The organism is Echinicola strongylocentroti (genome assembly GCF_003260975.1).
Classification (GTDB): Bacteria; Bacteroidota; Bacteroidia; order Cytophagales; family Cyclobacteriaceae; genus Echinicola; species Echinicola strongylocentroti.
This window is the reverse complement of the sequence record NZ_CP030041.1, coordinates 5,857,020-5,882,144: the sequence shown is the minus strand read 5'-3', so window position 1 is coordinate 5,882,144 and position 25,125 is coordinate 5,857,020. Positions and strand designations below refer to the sequence as shown.

The 25,125-nt window shown below is 43.7% G+C and carries 9 protein-coding genes; all 9 read right to left on the bottom strand.

The features are described from left to right. Position 1: 1 nt before the first annotated feature. The 9 genes from DN752_RS23065 to DN752_RS23025 all read right to left on the bottom strand — a co-directional run bounded on the left by DN752_RS23065 (position 2) and on the right by DN752_RS23025 (position 25,070). Complete coding sequence (locus DN752_RS23065) at positions 2-1,816, bottom strand: arylsulfatase (protein ID WP_112786163.1); 1,815 nt, start codon at positions 1,814-1,816, stop codon at positions 2-4. 21 nt (positions 1,817-1,837) lie between these two features. Further along, positions 1,838-3,190, bottom strand: a complete 1,353-nt coding sequence (locus DN752_RS23060; RefSeq protein ID WP_112786162.1) for a sulfatase-like hydrolase/transferase — start codon at positions 3,188-3,190, stop codon at positions 1,838-1,840. Between the two features lie 348 nt (positions 3,191-3,538). Further along, complete coding sequence (locus DN752_RS23055) at positions 3,539-10,819, bottom strand: carbohydrate-binding protein (RefSeq protein ID WP_112786161.1); 7,281 nt, start codon at positions 10,817-10,819, stop codon at positions 3,539-3,541. Between the two features lie 2,106 nt (positions 10,820-12,925). Further along, positions 12,926-14,599, bottom strand: a complete 1,674-nt coding sequence (locus tag DN752_RS23050) for a RagB/SusD family nutrient uptake outer membrane protein (RefSeq protein ID WP_112786160.1) — start codon at positions 14,597-14,599, stop codon at positions 12,926-12,928. An 11-nt stretch (positions 14,600-14,610) separates the two neighbouring features. Continuing rightward, positions 14,611-17,976: a SusC/RagA family TonB-linked outer membrane protein gene (locus DN752_RS23045; protein ID WP_211324083.1), complete on the bottom strand. Its 3,366-nt coding sequence runs from the start codon at positions 17,974-17,976 to the stop codon at positions 14,611-14,613. A gap of 81 nt (positions 17,977-18,057) precedes the next feature. Continuing rightward, positions 18,058-19,095, bottom strand: coding sequence for a FecR family protein (locus DN752_RS23040; protein WP_112786159.1), 1,038 nt, complete (start codon positions 19,093-19,095; stop codon positions 18,058-18,060). 367 nt (positions 19,096-19,462) lie between these two features. After that, the gene (locus tag DN752_RS23035) at positions 19,463-20,074 is read right to left on the bottom strand and encodes an RNA polymerase sigma-70 factor (RefSeq protein ID WP_112786158.1); all 612 of its coding nucleotides are present in this window, start codon (positions 20,072-20,074) and stop codon (positions 19,463-19,465) included. Positions 20,075-20,267: 193 nt separating this feature from the next. Then, positions 20,268-22,133, bottom strand: coding sequence for a sulfatase-like hydrolase/transferase (locus DN752_RS23030; protein WP_112786157.1), 1,866 nt, complete (start codon positions 22,131-22,133; stop codon positions 20,268-20,270). A 99-nt stretch (positions 22,134-22,232) separates the two neighbouring features. Continuing rightward, positions 22,233-25,070, bottom strand: coding sequence for a discoidin domain-containing protein (locus DN752_RS23025; protein WP_162633337.1), 2,838 nt, complete (start codon positions 25,068-25,070; stop codon positions 22,233-22,235). Positions 25,071-25,125: the final 55 nt, after the last annotated feature.

The following is a 25,125-nucleotide window of genomic DNA, read 5'->3' as shown; positions in this document are numbered from 1 at the left end:
ATCATAGTTTTTTTACTTCCACAAAATAGGCTCCTAGTTCTTTCTGGTCTTCTAATGTAAACCATGTCTGTAGCCTGGTGTCGCCTTTTTTTAGATCCACTTCAAATTCAACATATTCATCGGCAAGGCTGGCTTCTTTCTGCATCTCAATGCCTTGGACAGCAAGCCTCGCTTCTTTTATTTTCATGGCTTTTCCCAGCTTACTGGCGTTTACACTAGTCCCGGGAAGTGCTGGCCGTACAGGCGCTTCTGCTCCTAATGAAAGCCCTGTCTCTACTGGCCATCTTCTCAAACGCACCCTGTATTTGCCGCCTTCAGCGACTTTTATCAGCCAATATCCATTATCAATAAACCCTTCCCTGATATGGCGCTGGTGCCAAGGGCTGACTTCCTCTGTATGCCAATCGTGACAATACAATTTTGTAGGGTTTTCTTCTTCATGCCCCACATATATACGTGGCTGGTCTTCATATCCTGGCTCAAGATCCTTCCACCAGCGATCATATGCAGCTTTAAACTCCTTCATTTTTTCTGGATGCTGATCTGCAATGTTTTCGCGCTGCTCTGGATCTTTTTCTAAATTATACAGTTCTGTTCCATCGATCAATCGCCACTTCCCTTGCATCAGTGAAGTCCTTCTCCATGGTTCGGGGACTTCTGTCCGCTGGGAGTTGGTGATGACGATTCGGTCTTTAAAATCCCCCTTGTCCCCATTGATAAGAGGCAAAAGGCTTTTTCCGTCAAAATCAATTTCCGGCCGCACCTCCAGATCGCACATTTCCACAAGCGTAGGGAGAATGTCATAATGCGCCGCTAATTCATCAATGTCCTTGCCTACCGTAATCCCCCCATTCTTCCAATGGATGAACAAAGGCACACGGTGGCCACCTTCGTATTTACTGGCTTTGATACCGCGCATGCCTGCATTATAGCCTTGGTTTACAAACCCATCCAAGCGGTGTCCTTCTACTCTTGCACCCTGTGCAGTACCATTGTCAGTGGTAAAAATAACAATGGTATTGTCCAACTGACCATTTTTCTCAAGATGGTCCATCAGCTTCCCAATGTTCTCATCAATATTGGCGATCATCCCATAAAAAGCAGGAAGCGGGATATCTTCATTGTCCTTATAAGGCTCGATATAGCTGTCATCGACAAAATAGGGAGAATGGGCTGCATTGGTCGGTAAATAGCAGAAAAACGGTTGGTCTTGGTTCGAATCCATAAACTTCATGGCTTCTTCAAACCAAATATCAGTACAATAGCCTTCGTATTGTTCCAATTTACCGTTATGGATATAGGTATCGTTATAATAATCATTGTCGAAGTAATCCATGGTTTGCTCTATACCACCGCCACCATGGACCAATACTTCTTCGAAGCCTTTGTCTTCTGGCCTAAAGGGATAATTATCCCCCAAATGCCATTTTCCAAAAATCCCCGTTGCATATCCATTTTCTTTCATTATTTGAGCCGCCGTAATCTCACGTTCCAAAATCAACGAACGCCCATTGACGGTGTGCCAAACCCCTGTCCTGTTGGCATTATGGCCCGTGAGCAATGCAGCTCTGCTGGGTGCACAAGTAGGATTCACGTGATAGTCCGTAAAACGGGCACTCACCTCGTGAAGCTGATCGATATTGGGTGTTTTGATGTAAGGGTTGCCAAGACTGGCAATATCACCATAGCCCTGATCATCCACCAATATCAATATGACATTGGGGCGATCTTTGGGAACCGCATCTAATCGGGTACTCCCGCACCCCAACAGCACCATACATAGAAAGCTTGCTAAAAGCTTAATTTCAAGTCTCATTTTATGCATCAATTTTAATCTTTATTCTGCTATAAACGTCACTCCTTCTCTCACCTCCTGATCCCAATCCTGAAGATTACGAAACATCTTTTTTACTCTCTTGGGGTACTTGTCGGACAGGTCATTTTGTTCCGACAGATCGGTTTCCAAATCGTATAATTCCAACTCGGGATCCTCTTTGTCTACCCCTTTGGCAACTAATTTCCACTTTCCACTACGGATGGCAGCATTTCCCTTAAACGACAAAAACAAGTCTCTTTTCGGGAGGTTTTTGCCTTGCAACAAGTGCTTTTTTAGGCTGACGCCATCAAATTTTCCTTGGGCCACACTTCCACCAGCAAGCTCTACAAAAGTAGGATATAAATCCATCGACATTATAGTCGCCGTACTTTCTGTACCAGCTTTGATCTTTCCGGGATAACTGATTATTGCGGGTACCCGATGGCCACCTTCATAGACGGAAGCCTTTGCCGCCCTTAAGACTCCATTATCCCCACGCCCACCTGCTGCGCCATTATCGGAACAAAATACAATGAGGGTATTCTCATCCAAACCTTCCTCGGACACCGTCTGGAGTATTCTCCCGATAGTTTCGTCCATGGTCTCTATCATCTCTTCGTAAATCACCGGGACACTGTCATTGGGCACCTTTCTTATGTACTTTCCACTGCCCACTTTCCTTACTGCTTTGTCTCCCCTTCCCTGTATGGGATAGTGGGGCGCTTCCTGTGGCAGGTACAGAAAAAAAGGCTTGCCAGTCTTATCCGGATGATTATTTTTTATGTACTCCACACCATAATCTGCAATCAAATCAGTGGTATATCCTTCTTCATCCTCTATTACCTTACCCTGCCACCAATCCAAATAACCTGCTTGGTCCACATGCGAAATATAATCAATATTTCCTCCCACAAAGCCCACAAACTCATCAAAACCTTGGTCAATAGGGCTAAACTCCTTATCATAACCCAAATGCCATTTTCCAAAAATCCCACAGTTGTAACCTAGCTCCTTAAGGGCTTCGGCCATAGTCTCTTCATCCAAGGATAAACCCACTTCGCGATGATCTGCCGCTGTGATCACTCCTTCCACTCCTGTTCGCTGTTGGTACTTACCTGTCATCAATGCGGCTCGGGTAGGGCTACAAACAGGGCCATTAGAATGAAAATCCGAAAACTTCACCCCATTCCTAGCCAGTCGGTCCAGATTGGGGGTGTCGATGGACTTACTCCCATAACTGGATAGCTCCCCATACCCCAAATCATCTGCCATGATCAAAATTATATTTGGCGGAGTATCTTGGCCATATCCCTTACTGAAAGCCCCCAAAAAAAGCGCAACCAAAAGAAACTTAAACGTTTTACTTAATACCATGTTACTAATGCGTTAAAATCACTTTCTTTCCTAGCTATTTTACTAGTTGTAATATAGATAAAGTTGCCCCGAGAAGAAGCTTCAGGGCAACTTCAATAATACAGCTTTTTTACCTAACTAAGCTCCATTTATCTTATCCAATCATAATACTGAATTGATTTAACCCGGATTATGCGTTAGGAATCGTAGTGAGAGCTGAAATTGCAAGAAAATCAGTTAGTTTGGAGGCATTAGCGTAGCACCGCTACGGTAATGCCGAAAACTAAAATGAAACGGCTGATTTTGAAGCAGTTTCAGGTCACAACACCTGTGCGCCGTGGCGTAGATAGGCTAATGCATATTCCGGGTTTAATGCTTCACAATGAACTTAAGCGCGGATTGGTTGCCAAACTGCTTCAACTGAAGAATGTACACTCCGCTAGATAGATCAGAGACACTTAATTCAGTAGTGTGCCTGCCAGCGTCCACCTCATTCATTTCATTATGGAGTACCTTTCCTGTTATATCCAGTACTTTTAGTACTACCAGGCCTTTTTGTGGCACTGCATAATCTACCGTCAATTTCTCAGAAGCAGGGTTTGGATAGAGCTGGACCTCCGTAAGGATGACTTCACCTTCTTTGGAGGCTGCTTCTGTTGGGTATTCCCTGGCACTTTCTGACCCCATGGGCTCGTATCCCCACACGAGTTCCTCTTTGATATAAACGGTGATCTTCTCATTAGATTCATACGTTTTAGTGCTTACATAAGAATGATCGTCGGTTTCTTCAAAATCGCTCCAATTGGTTTTGGCCAATCGGGTCCTGATTTCTCCCGTTCCGCTCAGGCTGTGCAGGGTGTCATTTCCAGTAAAGGTCAGTTCCAAGTATTTATTGGCTCCAATTCCTTCGGATTCATTTTCATAAATCGCACCATCTATGCCCTGGCCACCCATTTCTGCCCAATCCAAATAGAAATTAACGGGAGCCTCATCCTCCTCCGAAAACCAATAACGTACCTTGATATCTGCTAAAGCTACCGGGGTATTGCCCGTGTTTTCCAGTTTGAATTGTGGTTTTAGTTGATTGTCAGCAGGAGAGTTGAAATCACCAGCTTTATGATAAACTTCCAAGGCCGTTTCAGCGGGCTCTATCTCTGGCACTGTCCCCCAAATCAAGTTCCCGTTATAGTATAGGGTTACTTTCTGGTTTTCCACATAACTGCTAGATGCAATAAATGAATGGTCATCGTCTTCACTGAAATCGGTCCAATCATTCTTCGCTATGCGGGTTTGGATATCTCCTGTGCTCATCCCTCCTATAAGGTCTATCCCCGACTGGAAGTCCATCTCAAGGAAGGTATAGCCTCCTTTTCGAACGGGAGCGCTGGAATGGAATTTACCAGTGATATTTTCACCCCCCAGTTCCGCATAATCAACATTAAAGCTTAGCGGGGCAGCATCCTCAGCAGTAAACCAATAGCGAATGGTCAAACTATCCAAGGATAGGGATTCATTCCCTTGGTTTAGAAGCTCAAAATCTGTTTGTATACTATTGTCGGAAACTTTGCCTTTTGTCCTTGTCTGCAGACTCAGGTCAATACCGCTTAGCTCAAATAGGATCCAGTTTAGATCAAATAGGTCTTCACCATCTCCTAAAAATTCAAACGCCAGGACCTGTTTACCAGCGTTCAACTTAATCAGGGCTTCCACGGTTTTCCAGCTTTCCTTGCTTCCTGTCACTGGCACAGCCGTAGTGCCCAGATGATCACCATCCGTCCTCATGGCAATTTCACCTCCTGTGCTTTCGGAAGAAACCCTAAATGACACCTTGTAAATGCCACTTTGGAGTACATTGACATCAAAGGAAATATGGTCTCCGTTATCGATCATTCCCACATGCTCATGACCAGTTTCATCAGTGGTGATTTGGGTTTCTACTCCCACTTGTTCATAGTATTTTTCAGCTTCTACTTTACTATTTTCACCAATATCAATGGGTTTCGGTTTAAACTGAAGCCAATTCACTTTAATAGGTTGTTCACTGTTTGCCTTGAAAACAAGGAATATATGCTGTTTATCGGCAATATCGCTGATTTCTCCTTTTATCGTTTCCCAACCAGTGAACGAGTCCGTGCCTGGTACTTCTATGGTCGCAAGCAGTTCACCGAGGTAGTCTGCGGACCTGACTTCGATCGTACCTCCATCTTGATTACTGGCTACCCGCAGGTCCAAACGACCAATTTCACTCAAGTCCAAATTGCCAAAGGCAATCCAATCTCCATCGTTACCCATGAGCTCTTTTACCCCATCAGTATCGGTGGTGGTCTCAACAGAAGTTCCTTTTACCAAATCGTAATTTTCGGCCTCTATTCTTGCTAAAGGATCCACGTCCTGCTGCAAGGTTGTGCTGGAAAACTCAAACCAATTAAAGTTCCCTACATTAGCACTGCTATCGGTCTGATAGACCAAATATACATCTTGCACTCCCTCTGCCCCTTCGATATTGGCTGAGGAATTTACCCAATTATGCCATCCACCTGAATTGATCAAGGGGACTTCGCCCACCAAGGTTCCATTAGGATCGTCTAGCCGTATTTCCACACGTGCATCGGGTACCTGTGTTCCCGATCTCACTGTTAAGCTTTTGGCCGAAGTGAGGTCCAAGTTCTCATAATATGTCCAATTGCCTGGTTTTACGGAACGGATATCAGCTCCACCATCCACATCAGAAGTAGAAGACGCTACACGAGGACCACTACTTATGGTAGTAAAGTCTTCTATCTCAACCCTTTCAAAAACCCTTTCTCCTTCTTTGAAATAAAGCCAATTGAGATTGGACAGATAGCCTCCTCCACCTTTGAAGATGATGTAAACATCATGGACCCCTTCCGTGTCCAGCACATTGGCACTGGCGGTTTGCCAATTGTCCCAGTCTCCGGTACTTGGTTGATCAATATAGCTGACCAAAGGCCCATCCACAGCTCCCAAACGTACTTCCAGCCCGCACCCGGTATTGGGAGAACTGTATCGGGCATCCACCATGGAAATATCGGTAAGGTCCACCTCGCTGAACATGATCCAATCGTCATTGTGGACCCAGCCCACATTTTCTCCTCCAGACTCATCGGATGTTTCTTGTGTCTGAATGCCATACATATCATCATGGTCTTCCGCTTCCAAGTACCCTGCTGGAATTTCAAACTCAAAAAACTGCAACCAATTGACTTTGACAGCCATGTCCTGTCCACCTTGGAATACCAAATAAAGATGATGTATACCTTCTGATGAAGTGACTGGTGCATTGATGGTCTCCCAAGAATTGGTCGCTCCTGTATTGGGGATATCCATCTCCGCCAAAAGCGGCCCATCGTAAGCACCGGAACGTAGCTGGATATGGCAGTCATCACAGGTACTTGCCACACGTACATCTATTCTGCCAACATCATCCATACTTACCTGATTAAACTTGATCCAGTCACCTTGGTCGAGGCCTTCCACCTCTTCCTCGCCATCACTGTCGGTGGTGGTCGCTATAGCAGTGCCCTTTTCACCGGAATAATCCTCCGCTTCAATCCTGGCGAAAGGATCGATGACAGCATCTACCTTTAGGCCTGAAAGCTGAAACCAGTTGATATTACAAACATTGGGGCTACTTTCAGTTTTGAAAATAAAGTATAGGTCATGCAATCCTTGCAGTTCCTCAATGCTTCCAGTGACGGTCTCCCAGCTGTGCCATCCACCAGTGTTGTGAAGGGGGATGTTGCCGATGACAGGACCATCCACAGATGCATCCCTTATTTCTATATAGGCATCATCATATAGCGAACCTATCCGAGCAGTAATGCTCTTGGCACCCGTGAGGTCGATATCAGTAAACATGATCCAATCACCAGGAAATATCCCTCGTAAATCCATCCCACCATCTACATCCGAAGTGGTACCGGCCACATTGGGATCACCAAATTGGTCATCAAAATCCTCTGCTTCTATCCGTTCATTGGGGTTCTCATAAATATCAAATTGCAGCCAATTTAATCGCAATAGATCATCACCTTCTCCTTTGAATACCAAAAAGATATCGTGTTCTTCTTCTACCCTATCGATCTGGGTAGCCACCGTCTGCCAATCCCCGAGTGAACCTGTATCCGGCACATCCAAAATGGATATAATCGGACCATTTACTGCATCCAAACGCAGTTCGACGGTGCCGCTACCTTCGGAATCACTGGCCAGTCTTAATGTTAAAGTCGACGCATCAGAAAAATCAAGTCCGTCGTACCTTACCCAGTCACCATCCTGAAGATCCCCTAACTCTTGGTCACCATCCATGTCGGATGTAGCTACGGTATCGGTTCCCTCCTGTCCATCGTAATTTTCGGCTTCAAAGCGTTCATATGGATCGATGGGAGGAGCCACGAACGCATCCGAAAATTCGAACCAGTTGATATTACAAACATGGGAACTACCTGATTGATAGACCAAATAAACATCATAAATCCCTACGACATCTTCGATATAAGCGCTGACTGTTTCATAGGTTTGCCAATCACCAGTTTGTGGTACTTCCAACGTACCGATGAGCGGGCCGTCCACGGCATTTATCCTCACTTCCACATACGAATCATCATAAATAGAGGCCACTCTGGCATCGATGCTTTTCACATCGGTAAGGTCTAAATCGGCATACATGCTCCATGCACCGGGTACTATCGAGCCTAAATTCTGTCCTCCTCCTACATCACCAGTGTTACCGGCCCTTGGCCCGTCAGCTTCGGTAAAGTCCTCGGCCTCTATTCTGGCAAATGGGTCACTGCTTTCTACAATATTGATTTTATTGATCGTATAAAAATCCGTGGCGCTAGCACTGCTACCTTCTATGATAAGCTCCAATGTCTCTCCATCCAACTCCCTTACTATTCCTGCCGCTTCGGCCAATGAACCGGAATTTTCGAGAATGGCCACCTTTTCACTTCCATCCAACCTGTAATATAGGTTGATATGGTCTTCCGAACCTAAAGAACCAGCTTCAGAAAGCTCAACATACGCATTTACTGTAGCCGCACAGCCAATATCGATCAACCCAGAAGACCATTCTACAGTTTCATTTTTTATGGAAAATCCTTCAGGCGAAAATGGCAATTCACACGGATTGACAAATTGCTCACTATTCAACTTCACCCAATTGATTTTCCAGCCGGGGGTATTGGCAGTAATACGAAAAGTGTGGGTGCCCTCCTCTAGGTAATAGGAAGTAATGCCGGCGATGGTTTCCCATGGAGGAGTGCCTTCTGTAGCGGTAAAATCAACCGTCTCTTTTTCTTCACCATTTATACTTAAGGTAAAATCCCCTTCATCCTCACTGGACAGGCGATAGTCCACGGAGTAGGTTCCGGAAACAGCCACCTCGACGGAATACTCCATCCAATCTCCCGCATCTATAGCCGTAACATTCTCTGTGCCAGTAGTATCATCAGTATCTTCTGTCTCCACTCCGCTCATGTCCGAATAATCCTCTGCCTCTATTTCCAATGCATTTTGTACTACAACTGTAAACTCCACCGAAGTGGATTGACCACAATCATTGGTATAAGTGGCTACATAAGCTCCCGCATCATCCACATCTATATTTTGGATATCGACCACTCGGGAGTTGGCTGTAAATCCATTTGGTCCAGCCCAAGTCCAGCTGCCTCCCAATAGTGGCTCAGGCTGCAGGCTAATTGTATTGCCAGGAAAAACAGTCCATGACGCAGTTTGTTCCCTACGAATGCTCATTCCTAGGGAATTGGATTCCTCCCCAAAAGGGACGATAGGAGTCTCCGCACATTCCAATAATAACTGCATCCAATTAAGGTTCCACCCTGGACTATTGGCGTGTACCTTCAGTGTATGGGTACCTTTGCTTAGGTAAAAAGCCGCGGGTGATCTGGTGGTAGACCATGTTTGCCCACCCCCGGTAGCCGGAAAAGTAATGTTTTCCAACGTATCTTCTTCAGCAAGCACTACAAAATCACCCGTAACAGATGCACTGGCTACTCGATAATCCATAAAATATGTCCCGCTATAGGGAACGTCAATCTGATATTCCAACCAATCATCCCCTTCAACGGAGGTGATGTTTTCTCCACCATTATTATCCGTAGTGGTTTCGGTAGTCACACCACTCATGTCTGTATAATCTTCCGCTTCAATATCAAGCACCGGCACGGCAGTATGTACCAAATTATTGTTGGTCCCTAAATCGGTCACCATTCCTCCTGACTGCCCCACGATACCCGAGGACTTTGACGAGAGAAATACAGGGATATTGGTGTGGTTGTTAAGCTCAAAGTCCGATGCTGCAAAATCATTCTGATGGGGAAGGTTGCCATTAAGTAGCCGGATATTATTCTTATCCCCGCCCACTTTGATCTTATATCCCTGCTCTAGGGCTTCTGATGATCCTTTTAAGGTGATTTGATGGCCGCTTCCTCCTATATATGCCACGCTTCCAGAGCCATTATAGTAGGGATCACTGGCCGGAAGAATGGTAATGTCAGCATTATAATTGCGGTCATTTTCGTACGTAGAGGCATACACAGGGCCATAAGTGCAGTCCGCAGCACAGTCCACCACATCCCCAGAGCCTAAGGAAAATCCATTTTCACAACCTATCGCTGTACATCCTTCTACGTATTTGGTACCCGTGGCATGGGCTATGGTGACCCCGGTACGCATGTATTTAATGGTACAGTTTAAAACGGTGGGATTAGAGGTCCCGCGAGAATATTCCACTCCATCGATCACAGTCTGGCCACCGTTATATGCCCTGATACCAGCTTCCCCCGTACTCAACATATAGCCGGCAGGCAGTCTGTATCCCCAATCGGTCATAAAATCGATATCATAGGCAGGTCCAGAAGTCTCTGCCAGCATATCGTCGGTACTCCTTACTTCTCCTTCCACCAGACAGCCTTCGATTAATGGATTGCTGGCTGCCTGCATAAAAATACAATGACCATAGGATCGGTGAATAAAAGTACTGTTTTTTAAGTGGTTGGATTCTCCCCGGATGAGGCAAGCACTGTGTTTATAATGTTTGATGGTATACGAGCCACCCTTGCCAAAAGCATCTCCATACCCATAAGGATAGGATCCCTTTGCCGTTACATGAAAACCTTCTATCCGGTTTGCCCTACCGTCCATGCATATATTCAATGCACCTCTTGTTGGGCGATCATGCACCGAACCCACATCTTCTAAGGTGAGGTTTTTAAGCACATTTTCATTTCCAATGACCTGGACTTCATAAACTTGAACATTGCCATAGGCTTGGAAAACGGCCGTTTCTACTTGTATGGTCACGTCCGAAAAATCATAGGTACTATTGCTTCCTTCAAATAATAGAAGCGCCTTTACAGTAACCCCAGAGATGGTTGTCTCATCATCAAACAGCCCATTGGCCACATCTTCTGCTGTGATGGTGTAAACCCCTGGTGTCATTTTCACATCGACATTATCTTGCTTAAGGTACGGTTTCAATTCCGCCAGCGAGGCCACTGTAGTCTGTGCCATGCCGCATACACTCCATAGCCACGCGACAAGAAACATCTTCATACAAAATAGGTAGCGCAACTTACTACCTCCTCTCAGGTAAAAGTCTGTTTTCATAGGTTATTTTGGTTATTTGGTTGGTTAATTGTTCGCTAAGTTCTTTCCTCCATTTGGCGCCACTTTACCAAACTGAAAGATTGAAATTAAAACGTTTTACTATTTACTTTACAATATTTCACTTTTTTCTTCTTTTACCAAGCTATTTCTTATATTTTTCACCTATAACAGTATAAATAGTCATATTTATAGCATATAAATCACTTATAGATCACCGCTACCTTATACGAACAGGCCTAAAACACCACCCAATTACCTCTCTTTTTTATCCCCTAAAAAAACGAGCAGTAGACCCAAGAGATCATTTTTACATAATTAACTTTTTCTAAATTACCATAAATAGAATAAAACACTGAAAAAAACCTATTTTACAAACACAACAAGGAAACACGTTGACATTCCCGAGAACAGGTTAACATATCCTCTCCTATTGGAGAAATTAAGTAAACCGTTTTTATATCAAGGCCATTTACGTGCTCTAATGACCCGGTATGAATGTCTTTTAGTGAAGGATTATGCGGTTAACAACATAGACACATAGAGCACAGTAGGAACTTGTTGTTACAGCAGCTGTGCTGCGGAACCACGAAAATTGAGTTTTTAACTCACCTCCACTTTTCAGAGTTGTTCTTTTAAAAATCAGTGGTCATCTGCCTGATCAGCGGTATCTGCGTTCCATCACAAGTCAAAAAAACTATCTCTTCTATCTGCCTATGTGGTTAAAGGCAAATACCATCTACAAGTTATTCTTTGGAGTATGATTTATGGTTAACAACATAGACACATAGGGCACAGCAGAATCCTGTTGTTACAGCAGCTGTGCTGCGGAACCACGAAAGTTGAGTTTTTAACTCACCTCCACTTTTCAGAGCTGCTCTTAGGGTGATGGTTTGAGGTTAGCCTCATCAATAAAAAACATAGGGGTAGCCACTGCTCTATGTGTCCTCATGTTCCTATGTTGTTCTTTTAAAAATCAGTGGTCATCTGCCTGATCAGCGGTATCTGTGTTCCATCACAAGTCAAAAAAACTATCTCTTCTATCTGCCTATGTGGTTAAAGACAAATACCATCTACAAGTTATTCTTTGGAGCATGATTTATGGTTAATAACATAGACACATAGGACACAGCAGAATCCTGTTGTTACAGCAGCTATGCTGCGGAACCACGAAAGTTGAGTTTTTAACTCACCTCCACTTTTCAGAGTTGTTCTTTTAAAAATCAGCGGTCATCTGCCTGATCAGCGGTATCTGTGTTCCATCACAAGTCAAAAAAACTATGTTTTCTATCTGCCTATGTGGTTAAAGACAATACCATCTACAAGTTATTCTTTGGAGTATGATTTATGGTTAACAACATAGACACATAGGACACAGTAGGAGCCTGTTGTTACAGCAGCTGTGCTGCGGAACCACGAAAATTGAGTTTTTAACTCACCTCCACTTTTCAGAGCTGCTCTTAGGGTGATGGTTTAAGATTAACCTCATCAATAAAAAACATAGGCTTACCCAATGCGCTATGTGTCCTCATGTTCCTATGTTGTTCTTTTAAAAATCAGTGGTCATCTGCCTGATCAGCGGTATCTGTGTTCCATCACAAGTCAAAAAACCTATGTCTTCTATCTGCCTATGTGGTTAAAGACAATACCATCTACAAGTTATTCTTTGGAGTATGATTTATGGTTAACAACATAGACACATAGGACACAGCAGAATCCTGTTGTTACAGCAGCTGTGCTGCGGAACCACGAAAGTTGAGTTTTTAACTCACCTCCACTTTTCAGAGCTGCTCTTGGGAAGATGGTTTAAGGTTAACTTCATCAATAAAAAACATAGGCTTACCCAATGCGCTATGTGTCCTCATGTTCCTATGTTGTTCTTTTAAAAATCAGTGGTCATCTGCCTGATCAGCGGTATCTGCGTTCCATCACAAGTCAAAAAAACTATGTTTTCTATCTGCCTATGTGGTTCCTTAATAAGTTGGCCACTTTACGTTACTCTCTCATCGTCTTCGAACCCAAGTAAAAAGGGTGACCTCGCCACTGGTTAACCAGAAGACAAAGCCACCCTACATCAAATAAACCCTATTATGATGTTTTTTTAGTAGATTACCACCCAGGCGTTTGTTCTAGTTCTGGATTACGCTGGATCTCATTGGTTTCTATGGGTAAAAGGTACATATGGTCCTCAAATGGCTCCCGCTCTCCCAAAACGAATGGCGTAAAAGTCAGCTCACCGGATGCTGCATCTTTTATAATATCCATTCCCATAATAGGTGATGACAATTCTTCTAAAGGAACTTTCCATCTGCGTTGATCAAAATACCGATGTCCTTCAAAGGCCAGCTCGATCCTCCTTTCATTATAAAGTCTCCTTCGTAATTCTTCGCCCGTCACGTCATTGCCAATAGGCGGAAGTGCTACGCTAGGCCTAGCCCTTACCATGTTGATGTACTCTCTGCATACAGATTCATTACCCAGTTCGAATTGTGCCTCAGCATAGTTGAGGTAGATCTCGGCTAATCTAAAGTGAATCCAAGGCATATGGAAAGGTGTAGACCAATCCAGCGGTATATCCTCATCCGGCATGAATTTTTTCAGTACGTAGTTTGATCGGGGATTGTCACCACTTTGCCTGAAGGAATCAAAGCCCCATGTGGCTTCATCCGAGGAAACCCACATTTCCATTACATCCCCCCTGTATTCAGACCCATTGTGGAGCAGGGTATAGTCCATTCTGGGATCTCGGTCGGCATAAGGATCCTGTGGGTCATATCCGGCAGCTGGATTCAGCTGCTTTTGGCCATTATCATAGATAAAGGGCGGCTGACCATTTTCCATATCATAATCATCTACCAGATTTTGGGTCGGACCATTACTGGCACTCCACCCACCATAACCTCCATATCTCCTGTTCATGTTGATAATGGGTGCTTGATGGGAATTGGACACTGAAAAGTTCCTTACGAACAAGAGTTCTTCGTTCGCAGCTCCACTTTCTTGGATAAACATCTGTCTATAGTCAGGATGCAATGAATATCCTCTATCCAATAGCAGCTCTGCTGCATCGGCGGTTTTTTGCCAAACGGCCATATCATTGGAAGAATTAAACAATGGAGAAGCCGCATACAGCCACATGCGGGATTTCAGTGCCTGACAGGCATCTTGTGTAGCTCTACCAAAATCAGCATCCGTTGATGCATATGATTGCGGCAACAAAGCGATGGCCTCATCCAATTCTGCATCGATAAAATCCACACACTCATCAAATGTATTTCTGGTAAACATCACTTCGTCTCCTAGTGCATATACCTCTGTGACCAAGGGGATACCGCCAAAACGCCTCACCATCTCAAAATACATATAGGCCCTTATAAACTTTGCCTCGCCGACCATCCTGTCCAAATCTGGAAGCTCGACTTGGGGATCTTCCATTTCTTCAAGAAAAACATTCACTTTTCGAATGTACTGATACGCCCTTCCCCAAAAATAAAGATAGTTGGTGTTTCCTCCTCCTACTGAGGTGACATTATCGGGATTTAGTGTATTTCGCTGTATATCCCAAAAATTACTGAATGCTTCATCTGAGTATTTTGAAATCATATGGCGTCCAAAACCATGGGGGATCCCATTATACAAGCCATTGTGATAAGCCGCTATCAAATTGGGATCTGACCAGACCGCATCTTCCGAAACCCTATCCTGAGGCGTAACATCTAAATAGTCATCATTGCACCCCAAACATGCTATAAGTATAATTGTATAAATTAGTATATTTTTCATGATTGCTACTTTTAGAATTTGATATTAACACCTAGGTTCATTGTCCTTAGTTGTGGATAAAACAAGTAACCACCACTTCTTTCAGGATCGGTCCAATCATTCTTGGCAAAGGTCAACATATTAAAGCCACTTATATAGAGCCTGACATTGTCCATTTTGATGCTAGAGCTAACAGGTTTGGGCAAGGTATACCCCAGCTCTACCTGCTTTAACCTGACAAAACTGGCATCAAAAACCCAAAAAGTATTGTTGGAAGGTGATGCATCATCAGCCCTGGGCATACTACCGTCCGGATTATCTACTGTCCAGCGATCCTCCGCCCTGGCCACAGCCGTATTGTCATAGCCAGTGGTACCCAGTTTCCTGAACTCTGTGTCAAGGTTGTACGCGTTGGTCTGCCCTTGCCAAAGCATACTGAAATCAAACCCTTTATATTGGGCAGAAGCATTTAGGCCAAAAACAAATTCTGGTGTCTCTGAATAATCAAAGCGCGCCTGATCTTGGGCATTGATCTGTCCGTCTTCGTTAAGGTCCACCAGTTTGATATCCCCTACTTGTGCAGCTGCCAGATGGGGATAGGCCTCCAGTTCTTCCTCTGTATTGAAGATACCATCAGCATGATAATATAACGGTGCTCCTACAGGTCTGCCAGTTACGGCCTGGTACTCTTCCGTCGGCGGTACTTCATCTAGGTACACTACTTCGGTACGGGCATAGGAAACATTACCACTGAGGTTATAATTGAATTCCCCCACTTGGTTACGGTGTGTAATGATCGCTTCATAACCTTGGCTTTTGACCTCTCCGATGTTTTCATCCGGCAATCCTGAAAAACCATATATCGCACTGATACTGAGGTTTCTTTTGGCCAAAATACTATTCCTGTCTTCTTTGAAATAGGTCAGGTCAAGTCCTAAAAGACCATTCCAAAGACCTAATTCCAGTCCTATATCGGTTTTGATACTTTCTTCCCAAGTGATATTTGGGTTGGGCATGGTATTGGGATAAATGCCCGGGACATCTCCCCCTCCAAATACGTAATTATCACCGAATGAAAAAGCCTGGAGATACTGGAACTGTCCTACTTTATCATTACCGATTTTGCCGTGGGAAACTCTCACCTTAAGTTGATTGATGGATGGAAGGTTGTTTTTGATAAAATTTTCCTCTGAGATTCTCCATCCAGCAGAAAACGCCGGAAAAAAGCCATACCTGTTTTCTTTGGGAAAAATCTGTGATCCATCATACCTAAAGACAAATTCGGCCAAGTAACGTTCATCAAAATTATAGTTAAGCCGCCCAAAGTAATTATTATAACCACCATAGGATGCTGATCCTCCGTTATTTTTGTCTTCTGGAGCATTACTTCCCACATTGATCTGGGGAATGGCCGTACTGACGAAGTTACGTCGATAAGCACTCACCCATTTATTGGTGTTCTTCTGCTGTTCATTACCGAGCATCACCCCTATATTGTGCTGGTCAAAACTCTTGTCATAATGAATTTTAATATTGTACAGTGAAGTCGTCCACTTATCAAACCTGTCCGTCAACTCCGTAACGGGAATTTCGGAGGACATTGTACGATCATATTCTTCTGTATTAACATTGTATTCATAAAAATAAAATGGTGTCCTAAAGGTCTTCTCAAACCTGTGGCTAATATCATAATTATATGATCCTGAGATCTTCATGCCTTCCAAAAACGGAACTTTATACTCTGCCGTAAAAGTGGAATATATGGGAACATCTTCCGTGGTAGTCGTTCCTACCTGATCACGAAGCAAGGGATTCTGTCCCAGTCTCCCAGGACCGATCAGCCCATTGGGATACTGTGCTACTAGCAATGGGCTGGCATGGAGAATATTATAAAAACCTGCCCATACTCCTGTAGATGGATAGGTTCCATTATTTAAAATACCGGAAATATTCAAACCGACTGTCAGGTCATCGGAAATATCCACATCTAGTTTGGCCCTAAAATTATATTGTTCATAGGATGTAGGATTATTCTTAAAATTCCCGTTTTGGTTCATCATTCCCAAGGAGACAAAATACCGTGTATTTTCTCCTCCTCCGTTAACGGAAAGATTAAGTCGGCTCTGCAAAGAATGAGGCTTCAGTACCTCTCCCACCCAGTCGGTATCTGGATAGAGAACTGGATCACTTCCATCCCTTGTCTGTTGGATAAAATCCTCGGAATAGGGATTGTTAAAATTTTCTGGCCGCCCTGCCCTGTACCAAGCAGCTTCATTATATACATCGGCAAAGGTAGGGCCATCCATTACTTCCAGCATCCTAGTGGGTTGGTTGAATGCCTGATTATAGGACAAGTTAAAAGACGGCTTTCCAACTTTCCCTTTTTTAGTGGTAATAATAATCACGCCGTTAGCCGCCCTAGCTCCATAGATCGCCGCCGAAGCATCTTTCAGCACGGTAATATCTTCGATATCCTCTGGGTTCAGCCTGCCCATGAGACTCCGCTGTACCCCATCAATAATGATCAAAGGTGAATTATTTCCCAATGTGGAATTTCCACGGATCAGGATATTGGGATCATCCTTGCCAGGCTCACCACTTCGCTGGTTCACCACTAGACCGGGTAAGCGCCCTGCCAAAGAATTGGTCACATTGGCTGATGGGCTTGCCACCACTTCATCGCCTTTTACATTCACCACTGACCCTGTCAACGTTTCCTTTTTCTGCTCCCCATATCCTACGACCACCACTTCCTCCAAACCTTGCAAGTCCTCTTCCAAGAGCACCTCTATCGTCGTTTGGTTATTTACAGGGATCTCTTCGGAGCGATACCCGACAAAAGAAATGATCAATATGGCATTCTCATCTGGAACTTCCAGGGTAAATTTCCCTTCGATGTCCGTGACAGTACCCTTTGTGGTGTTCTTTAGCACCACCGTTGCGCCGGGAATAGGCTCGCCATCGGATTGGGATATGACAGTTCCTTGGACAGTATGAACCATGGCCTTGGTCTCCACCGGCTCCCGCTCTTCTACGGTGTCCAATACACTAATATTATAATTTACCTGCTTAAAATGAAGCCCTTGGAATTTGCCTATTTCTCCCAAAAGCTCCTCTAGGCTATAATCCTTTTTGGTGATGGAAACCCGTTTATGCAGGTAATCATCTGATTTGTCATAAACAAAAGTAAAAGGTGTGGCTGATTCGAGTTGTACAAAGACGTCCTGAATGGATACTTGGTCAAATCCGATTTCAATATGATAATCCTTTAACTTTTTGTCACCTTGTATTGAGGTCTCTTTTGCCAAGAGACCATTCATACTTATTATCAGGGCCAGCAGGCCTGAAATCAAGTACCACAGTGCCGTCTTCATTAATTGAGGTAAGGTTGTCGTCATTTTGGGTATTGGTTTATTGTTCTAAAATCTGATGTTAATTGATTTTCTGGCCTCTTGCCAGACAGCTTGTTTCATAAGCATCTATCTCTTTTGATTGTTATCGAAGGTCAAAGTCACTAGCTTATCCTCTATTTCATATTCGAAGCCTTTACTGTAGCTTACCGCTTCAAGGATATTGCTCAGGTACTCATTATTGAATTGTCCTTTTAAGTCCCAGTCATCTGTTGGTGTCCCCTTCACTACAACTGACACTCCATACCAACGGCTTATTTCTTGTATAAAAACCGACATGTCTACCCCTTCAAATATCAAAACACCCTCTTTCCATGAAATGGCCTTATTGAATTTTTCTTTATGGGAGGATTTTGAAAATCGCTGAAAAATATTCTCCTGTTTTATAAAAGAAATACCGTTTTCTGGCTGGATGGAGATCCCCTCGTTGGAGTCTTCTTCAGATGAATGGACTTCTACCGCACCTTCTAATAGCGAAACTGTAATATCCCTTTCACCTTCAAAAGCTTCGACATTGAATTGAGTGCCCAAAACACGCACATTGAGCCCTTCTGTGGTCACGATGAATGGGCGAAGACTGTCTCTTACGACATCAAAAAATGCCTCTCCACCTAGCTGTATCACTCTCGCCGTATCTGAAAACACTTCTTGATAACTGATCTTACTATCGGCATTTAACCATACTTTTGATCCATCCGGAAGTTGAATTTGTGACTTTTGGCCTTTTTGGTTGGCCTTGGTGATCCATAAAGGACTATCAGGATCGGCTTTCTGAAAGATATAATCAGACTGATAGAAGAGGAATGACCCGCAAGCTAACAGTAAAAATGCAGCCACCATCCTTAACCAGCCTCTGGAAGTTTTTCTTTGAGGAATATCTTCCTGCTGCTCTAGGAAGGATTGCCATATTTGGGCCTTTTGCTCTTCATGGTTTACCAGTTGGGGATCCCTTATTGGCTTCTTCCAGTATGCACGTAGACGTTCGTATTCATACTCGTTCTGCTCAGACTGTTTCGCCCAAGAATCAACTTCTCTTTTTTCATCCTCTGAAGCTTCGCCTTGTAAACATCGGGCTATTTTTAGGTCTATGTCTTTACGGTTTTCCATCTAGGTACATTGTCAACACTATAAAGACAATGCAGCCCAGAAAACTCCTTAATGGTTTTTACTATTTTTTTTAGTGGCGTCCGAGCATAGACGTTGCTTTTGAAGGAATTTAGTTAAAATTCACCCTTAAATCCCCTAAAGGGGACTTTTTGATCACCTCTTCAGCGTATGGGCTAGTTTTAGGAAATCGAAAAAACCTCTCCTCTTATCTCTTAAACCCTAGCTGTTCGGGATTTGGAATCCCGAACCGGAATAATGGGGGATTTGCAATCCCCCTAGGCCATTTATGAAGAGCACAAACATTTTTAAGGACACAGATTTTCAGCAACTTACATGTATTAGCCTGATGGCTATGTTAGGGGGGCAATTACAAAAAGATAGATAAAAATCGCTGTCGGGACATGGGTATTTTTTCTTGGTGTTCGTCATAAAATACCTTAAGCCTTTTGCGGAGTTCCTTTATGGCCAAACTCAAATGCACATCTACGGTTTTTACGGAGATTTCCAACAACGCTGCAGTTTCACTATAGCTCATATTTTCTTCTTTGATCAGCTTAAAAACCATTCTCCTTTTTGGAGGTAACTTTTGGATAACCTCATCTAAAAAATCTCCTAAATGGCAGTTGATCAGGTCTTTCTCTGGATCTGAAGTGTCTGGTATCAGAAAATCTTGAATATCATCAACCCGTAAATGTTTACTTTCCTTCTTATGAAATTTCAGCTTATTTAAAGAGTAGTTTTTCACCATCTTAAACAAGTACCCTTCAAAATTTTCAATTTTAAGCAATCGCTCCTTTTTTTGCAGGAGCTTTAATAACACCTCCGAAACTACCTCTTCGGCTAGATCAAAGTTTTGAACAAAAAGCATGGACATGTTGATCATTCGTGTATGATAATGGTCAAAAAAAACAGAAAATGCCTTTTCATCATTATTATCCACCATCTTTCTCAAGATATCCTTAAGATGAACCGTATTCATTTTGTGATTATTTCTAGGTTAATGAATAGATACAATTCCGACTCACATATATCCGCAATGAAATTTCATCCTCAACTAAACGCTAGCATTTAGGCATATTTTTTACCAAATACACTTTTTTCGCATCTTCTACAAGATCAAGTAAATTGTTTTACCATCCAAAAAAAGGCTACAGAAATTTTACTCTTTTACCTCAGTTGGACAAAGGAAAACCTTGGTTATGAACCTGAGCATAATTATAATAAACCGCACCTTCCATTTCTCCTGCTTCATCGTAAAACCAAGTTTGGATAAAGGCAGGCCCTTTTGGTAAATCATCAATGGTGAAATGCACGCCATCTGCATCCGGATCAGCTTCTTTGCTCTTATCGACATATACTTGATCGCCATTCCAGATCTTAATCCTCGCACTGGATATGTCCAGGGCTTCTCCAGGACCTGCTGAGGTCAAAGTGGTTTCTGCTGCAATTTCCTTTGGCCACCGACGAAGATCAAACGTATAGGTACCCGTTTTATCAAATTCCACTGCAATGAAGCCACTGCCTTCTGCTCCCTTTTTCACATCTCCTTGGCTCCAGATCACCGTACCGTGAAAATCATGGGCATGAAGATCACTAACTGGTTCGGCAGGATTTCCTATAATGATCCTCGTATATTCACTCGATCTTTCATCCACAAGCTGCCACCATTTTTCATATTCCTCCTTCAGCTCACCCACAATCTCCTCATAGGCAGGATGATCGATGATATCATTTTGCTGCACTTCATCTTCAAGCACATCATACAGCTCCCAATCGGACTCACTATTGGTACGTACCAACCGCCACTTGTGCGTAATGACATCGCCATCCCACTCGTCTTTTTTCACCGAAAGCTTTTTGTATTTTTCGGGAAACTCAGTCCACATGTCATTAATGGTGACGGCCCTGTTTTTATAGTCCACTGGATCATTGGTGGGATCTTCATCCAAAAAAGGCCTAAAGCTCCTACCTCGTATCTTGAGTTTTGCGGGTCGTCCTTCCTCATCATCCAGGTCTAGCATATCCATAAACGTGGGTAACCAATCGATATGTGCCGTCAGAAGGGCCAATTCTCTTCCTTTACCTTCGCCACCAAGTTGGCCATTTTCCCACCTGACGAAACAAGGAACTCGTGTGCCTCCATCATAATTGGATCCTTTACCACCCCGCAGGTGAGTGCCGGACCCATTATCAGTGGTAAAGACCAAAATGGTATTGTCTGCAATGCCTTTATCTTCCAAAAACTCCAATAAGCGACCAAAATTCTTGTCTATATTCTCGATCGTTCCAGTCTTGGCGCTTACACCCTTACGGGCATCAGGTGGCATTACATGTGGCGCATGGGCTGTCCCTAGTGGTATATAGGCAAAAAACGGTTTGTTCTGCCGGATATTTTCTTCCATAAAATCCATGGCCCGGTTCATAAAGAAGTTGGTAGTGAAGGCTCCTTCGATTCCATCATCTTCATCGGTCATTTTGACCAACTGGTCATTCACCCACATGCTGGCACTTCTATTGGTATTGCCCCAGTAATCAGGCTGTTGGCCTGTACCTCCACCTTTGATCCAAGCTACATACTCAAAACCTCGATCTTTTGGGCGAAAAGGATAATTATCGCCTAAATGCCATTTAAAAAACAAACCTGTAGCGTATCCATTGGCTTTAAAGATATCTGCCATGGTAATTTCATCAGCACGCATCATATTACGTCCATTAATGGTATGCCACACCCCTACTACATTACTCGGTCTACCCGTCAAAAGTGCCGCACGTGTTGGTGAACAGCTTGGTGATACATGAAAATCCGTCAAGCGAACAGCCTCCTGAGCAAAACCATCAATATGAGGAGTCTGGGGACCATCTTCGTTGTAATAAGAAAATGCATGATGACTGATGTCATCGGGCATCACAAAGATAACATTGGGCCGATCAGTTGACTGGGCCAATAACAGCGCATCAGGGCATAATAATATACAAAAAAGGATTACCAACCCTTTTTGGAATTGCCCACTTGGTCCTACTTCGTTTATAAACATCATTTCACGTCTTATTCTTAATTTGCATTTGTAGCTTCATTGCTTGCGACAAGAAAGGCTGAAGGAGCGTATTAGGCTTATCAGTTGATTTGCCCTATTTCGTTAAGGCACACAAGTTCCGTATAAGGAGATCTCGCCCACTGCTGCAGCATTGCGAGTATATCCCGAACGCCCTTCTAGCTTGAAGTAGCGGCCTTTTACCTTATCAATGGAGAAGGCTTGAATCTCTTCGGAGTCTTCAAAGGTCCCTTCCACCAAGGGCTTGCCCCACGATTTGCCATCTTCCGAAACATACAACCGGAAGTCCTTGATACGGGGATGTGAGGATCCCTGTCGTGGCACATATTCAAACGAATGAAGGACATGCGCTTCGCCCATATCCACGACTATTTCATGGGGAAAAGCCGGTTCGGTAGGTTCAAACTGTGTGTGCCAAAAAGTCTGTGGATCCCCATCTATAGCATTTTTGGCCGAATAATCTGCTGCTTCACTGTCTACAGAAACCAATTCCCAATTTTCCTTATCGATCATCATTGGAATAGTGCAATCAGCAGGATCAGGCAATTCCAGCTCGATCAGCTTTTGGTATCGCCATACCCCAATGGTTCCATACACATGGTCACTGGCCAAAAGGGTCCTGAAATCATCAATATTGTCGATTTCTTCATCATCCAATTTGAGGATCACATCATCGTCCTGTAATTGGACGACTGAGAAAATCCCCTTTGTTGGCCTTTCTACGATCTTGGCTCCTTTATAGTCAGGCAGTCCTGCTGCTGATTTTTCGCCATCATTGACAATGTTCTTTATCACACCGCCCATGTATTCCACACCGGGAATCACCTCGTCAGGTGTCAGTTCGATTTCAGGGATTTCAGGCGTTTTGGCAATGGCCTTTAGAGCAGGTTTTTGAACGCCAAATTGATCCATTGCAAAATTCTTCCATCCTATCTTATTGGCCAAGGCCGTATCGGTCACTGTATAATCACCATTGGCAGGATCTGCAAACTCAGGATCTCCATACACACTGTTCTGATCGGTACCAAAGGAGTTCTGGATTTTCTTTAAGGATTCTTTTTGGAAAAACAGATTGGAATCAAGCTGAGATCCCCAGTGCCTCATGCCTATGGGCATGTACCCATGGGTGAAAATATTATTCTTAACGGTGTCCCCACTATTTTGCAACCATACGTGCAAGTTCATGGAGTTATTGATGGTGACGTTATTATAAACTGTCCTGAGCATCCCGTCACGCAATTTGATACCTCCACTCAAACAAACATTATTATAGATTTCGTACCAAGCGGAGCCATCATCAAGGTCTATGTCCCATCCGTGATCACAACGAAAACGGTTGTTTCTGATTACATTCTTTTCAATCATATCCAATCTCACCAAATCATACCCATGCAGGGCCACTCTATCTCCGGCAGCACCTCTGTTTTTAGTATAATACCGATCCCGTCCCCAACTGTTAAAGGCACCATGATCATGGGTTTCTTGGACGGTCAGGAACACATCATTGTATTCCAATATATGCCCTCCCCATTTTCCTTCACTAATATTGATCCCTGCTCTGGGCACGTCATAAATACTATTTCTGCTCACAGTAATATAAGCCGCCAAACTCATATGTACCCCTGCCGTTTGTTTTTCCACCGTTCCTATATTATGGATCAGGTTATTGTCCACAAGGCAATGTTGGGGGTAATTATCGGTTTTTGGGCCGCGCGTAAAGTTCATCTTGTCCAGATCCGGGGCATTGCCAATATCGTAGTTCTCATGCCATACTGTATTGATATCTCCTACAAAACAAACACCGCTTCCTCCTACATCAAATATATGACAACCTTCTACAGCACTGTTTTTATTATACTCATTAAAGAATACGGCATTGCCTCCCAAGTCACTCATTTCACAATCCTTAATGGCACAATTTTCCGTTCCCTCAAAATGGACCACTCCGCCCCTATAAATCGTCCAGTCACTACGCAACAAGCGATTGGCGGTCTTCATAAATGTCCTAATGGTGCGCTTTAGGGTCAACCCTTCAATGGAAACATACTTCACGGGGTTTTCCATTGTCCCATCAAACACGAACAGTTGTTCCAAAGCGGCGACCTCTATCGCTGCTTTGTCCAAATCCTGTTGCTCTTCCGGATAAAAATATAGTTCGGAGGTTTTTCGGTCCAAATACCATTCGTTTAAGGTATCCAGCTCTTCGAAGATGTTTTCCACAAAGCGAAATTCAGCGTGCTGACTACTTCCGCGGTTGTTTTGCGTGCCCCCTTCGAGGATCACCTCTTGGTCATTTTTCTTACCAGTGATCTGATAATGAACACCTCCCCATAGCGCCTTGTGCATGGCATGAAAGTAACCATAGGTGGGGTCTTCCCAAGTAGCTACCCTCTCTGGGGATAAACAGTCTGCGGCCGTTCCATTGAACTTGGCAGCATCCTCGTCGTAATTGGGATAGCGGGCAAGCACTTGTTGTTTTCCGTTGACAAAAAGGGTTTCGAAGACCAGCCCTTCTGGCACCTTGGTCTTGTAGATATGCTCATCATATTGTTCCCATTGCAAGTCTGTCAGCTCCACGCCTCCCAGTACCATGGGTACTTCATCTTTATACGCTTTATAGGTGATGGGAGCGTCTGCAGTACCGCTATCCGCTGCGGTAAACACGATAGGCTCGGACAGGTAATATTTCCCGCCTTTTAGGTAAACCGTGACGGGTTCTGTGGGATTGGCTTTTTTGAAAGCCCTCACCATCGATTGGGCATAGGCAATGGTCGCAAAAGGCTTTTTCAATGTCCCTTTCCCTTTATCATTTCCTGACGGGGAGACATAAAACTCCTTAGCGATTCCACTGACCGATATGCCAAAGAACAAGATAAATAGTAAGCACAACCGAGGTTTTATAAATTTTACTTTTTGTATCATATCCATAATTTAATTTATTGACGTATTGCTGGATTCCCTAGCCATAGCCCATCCT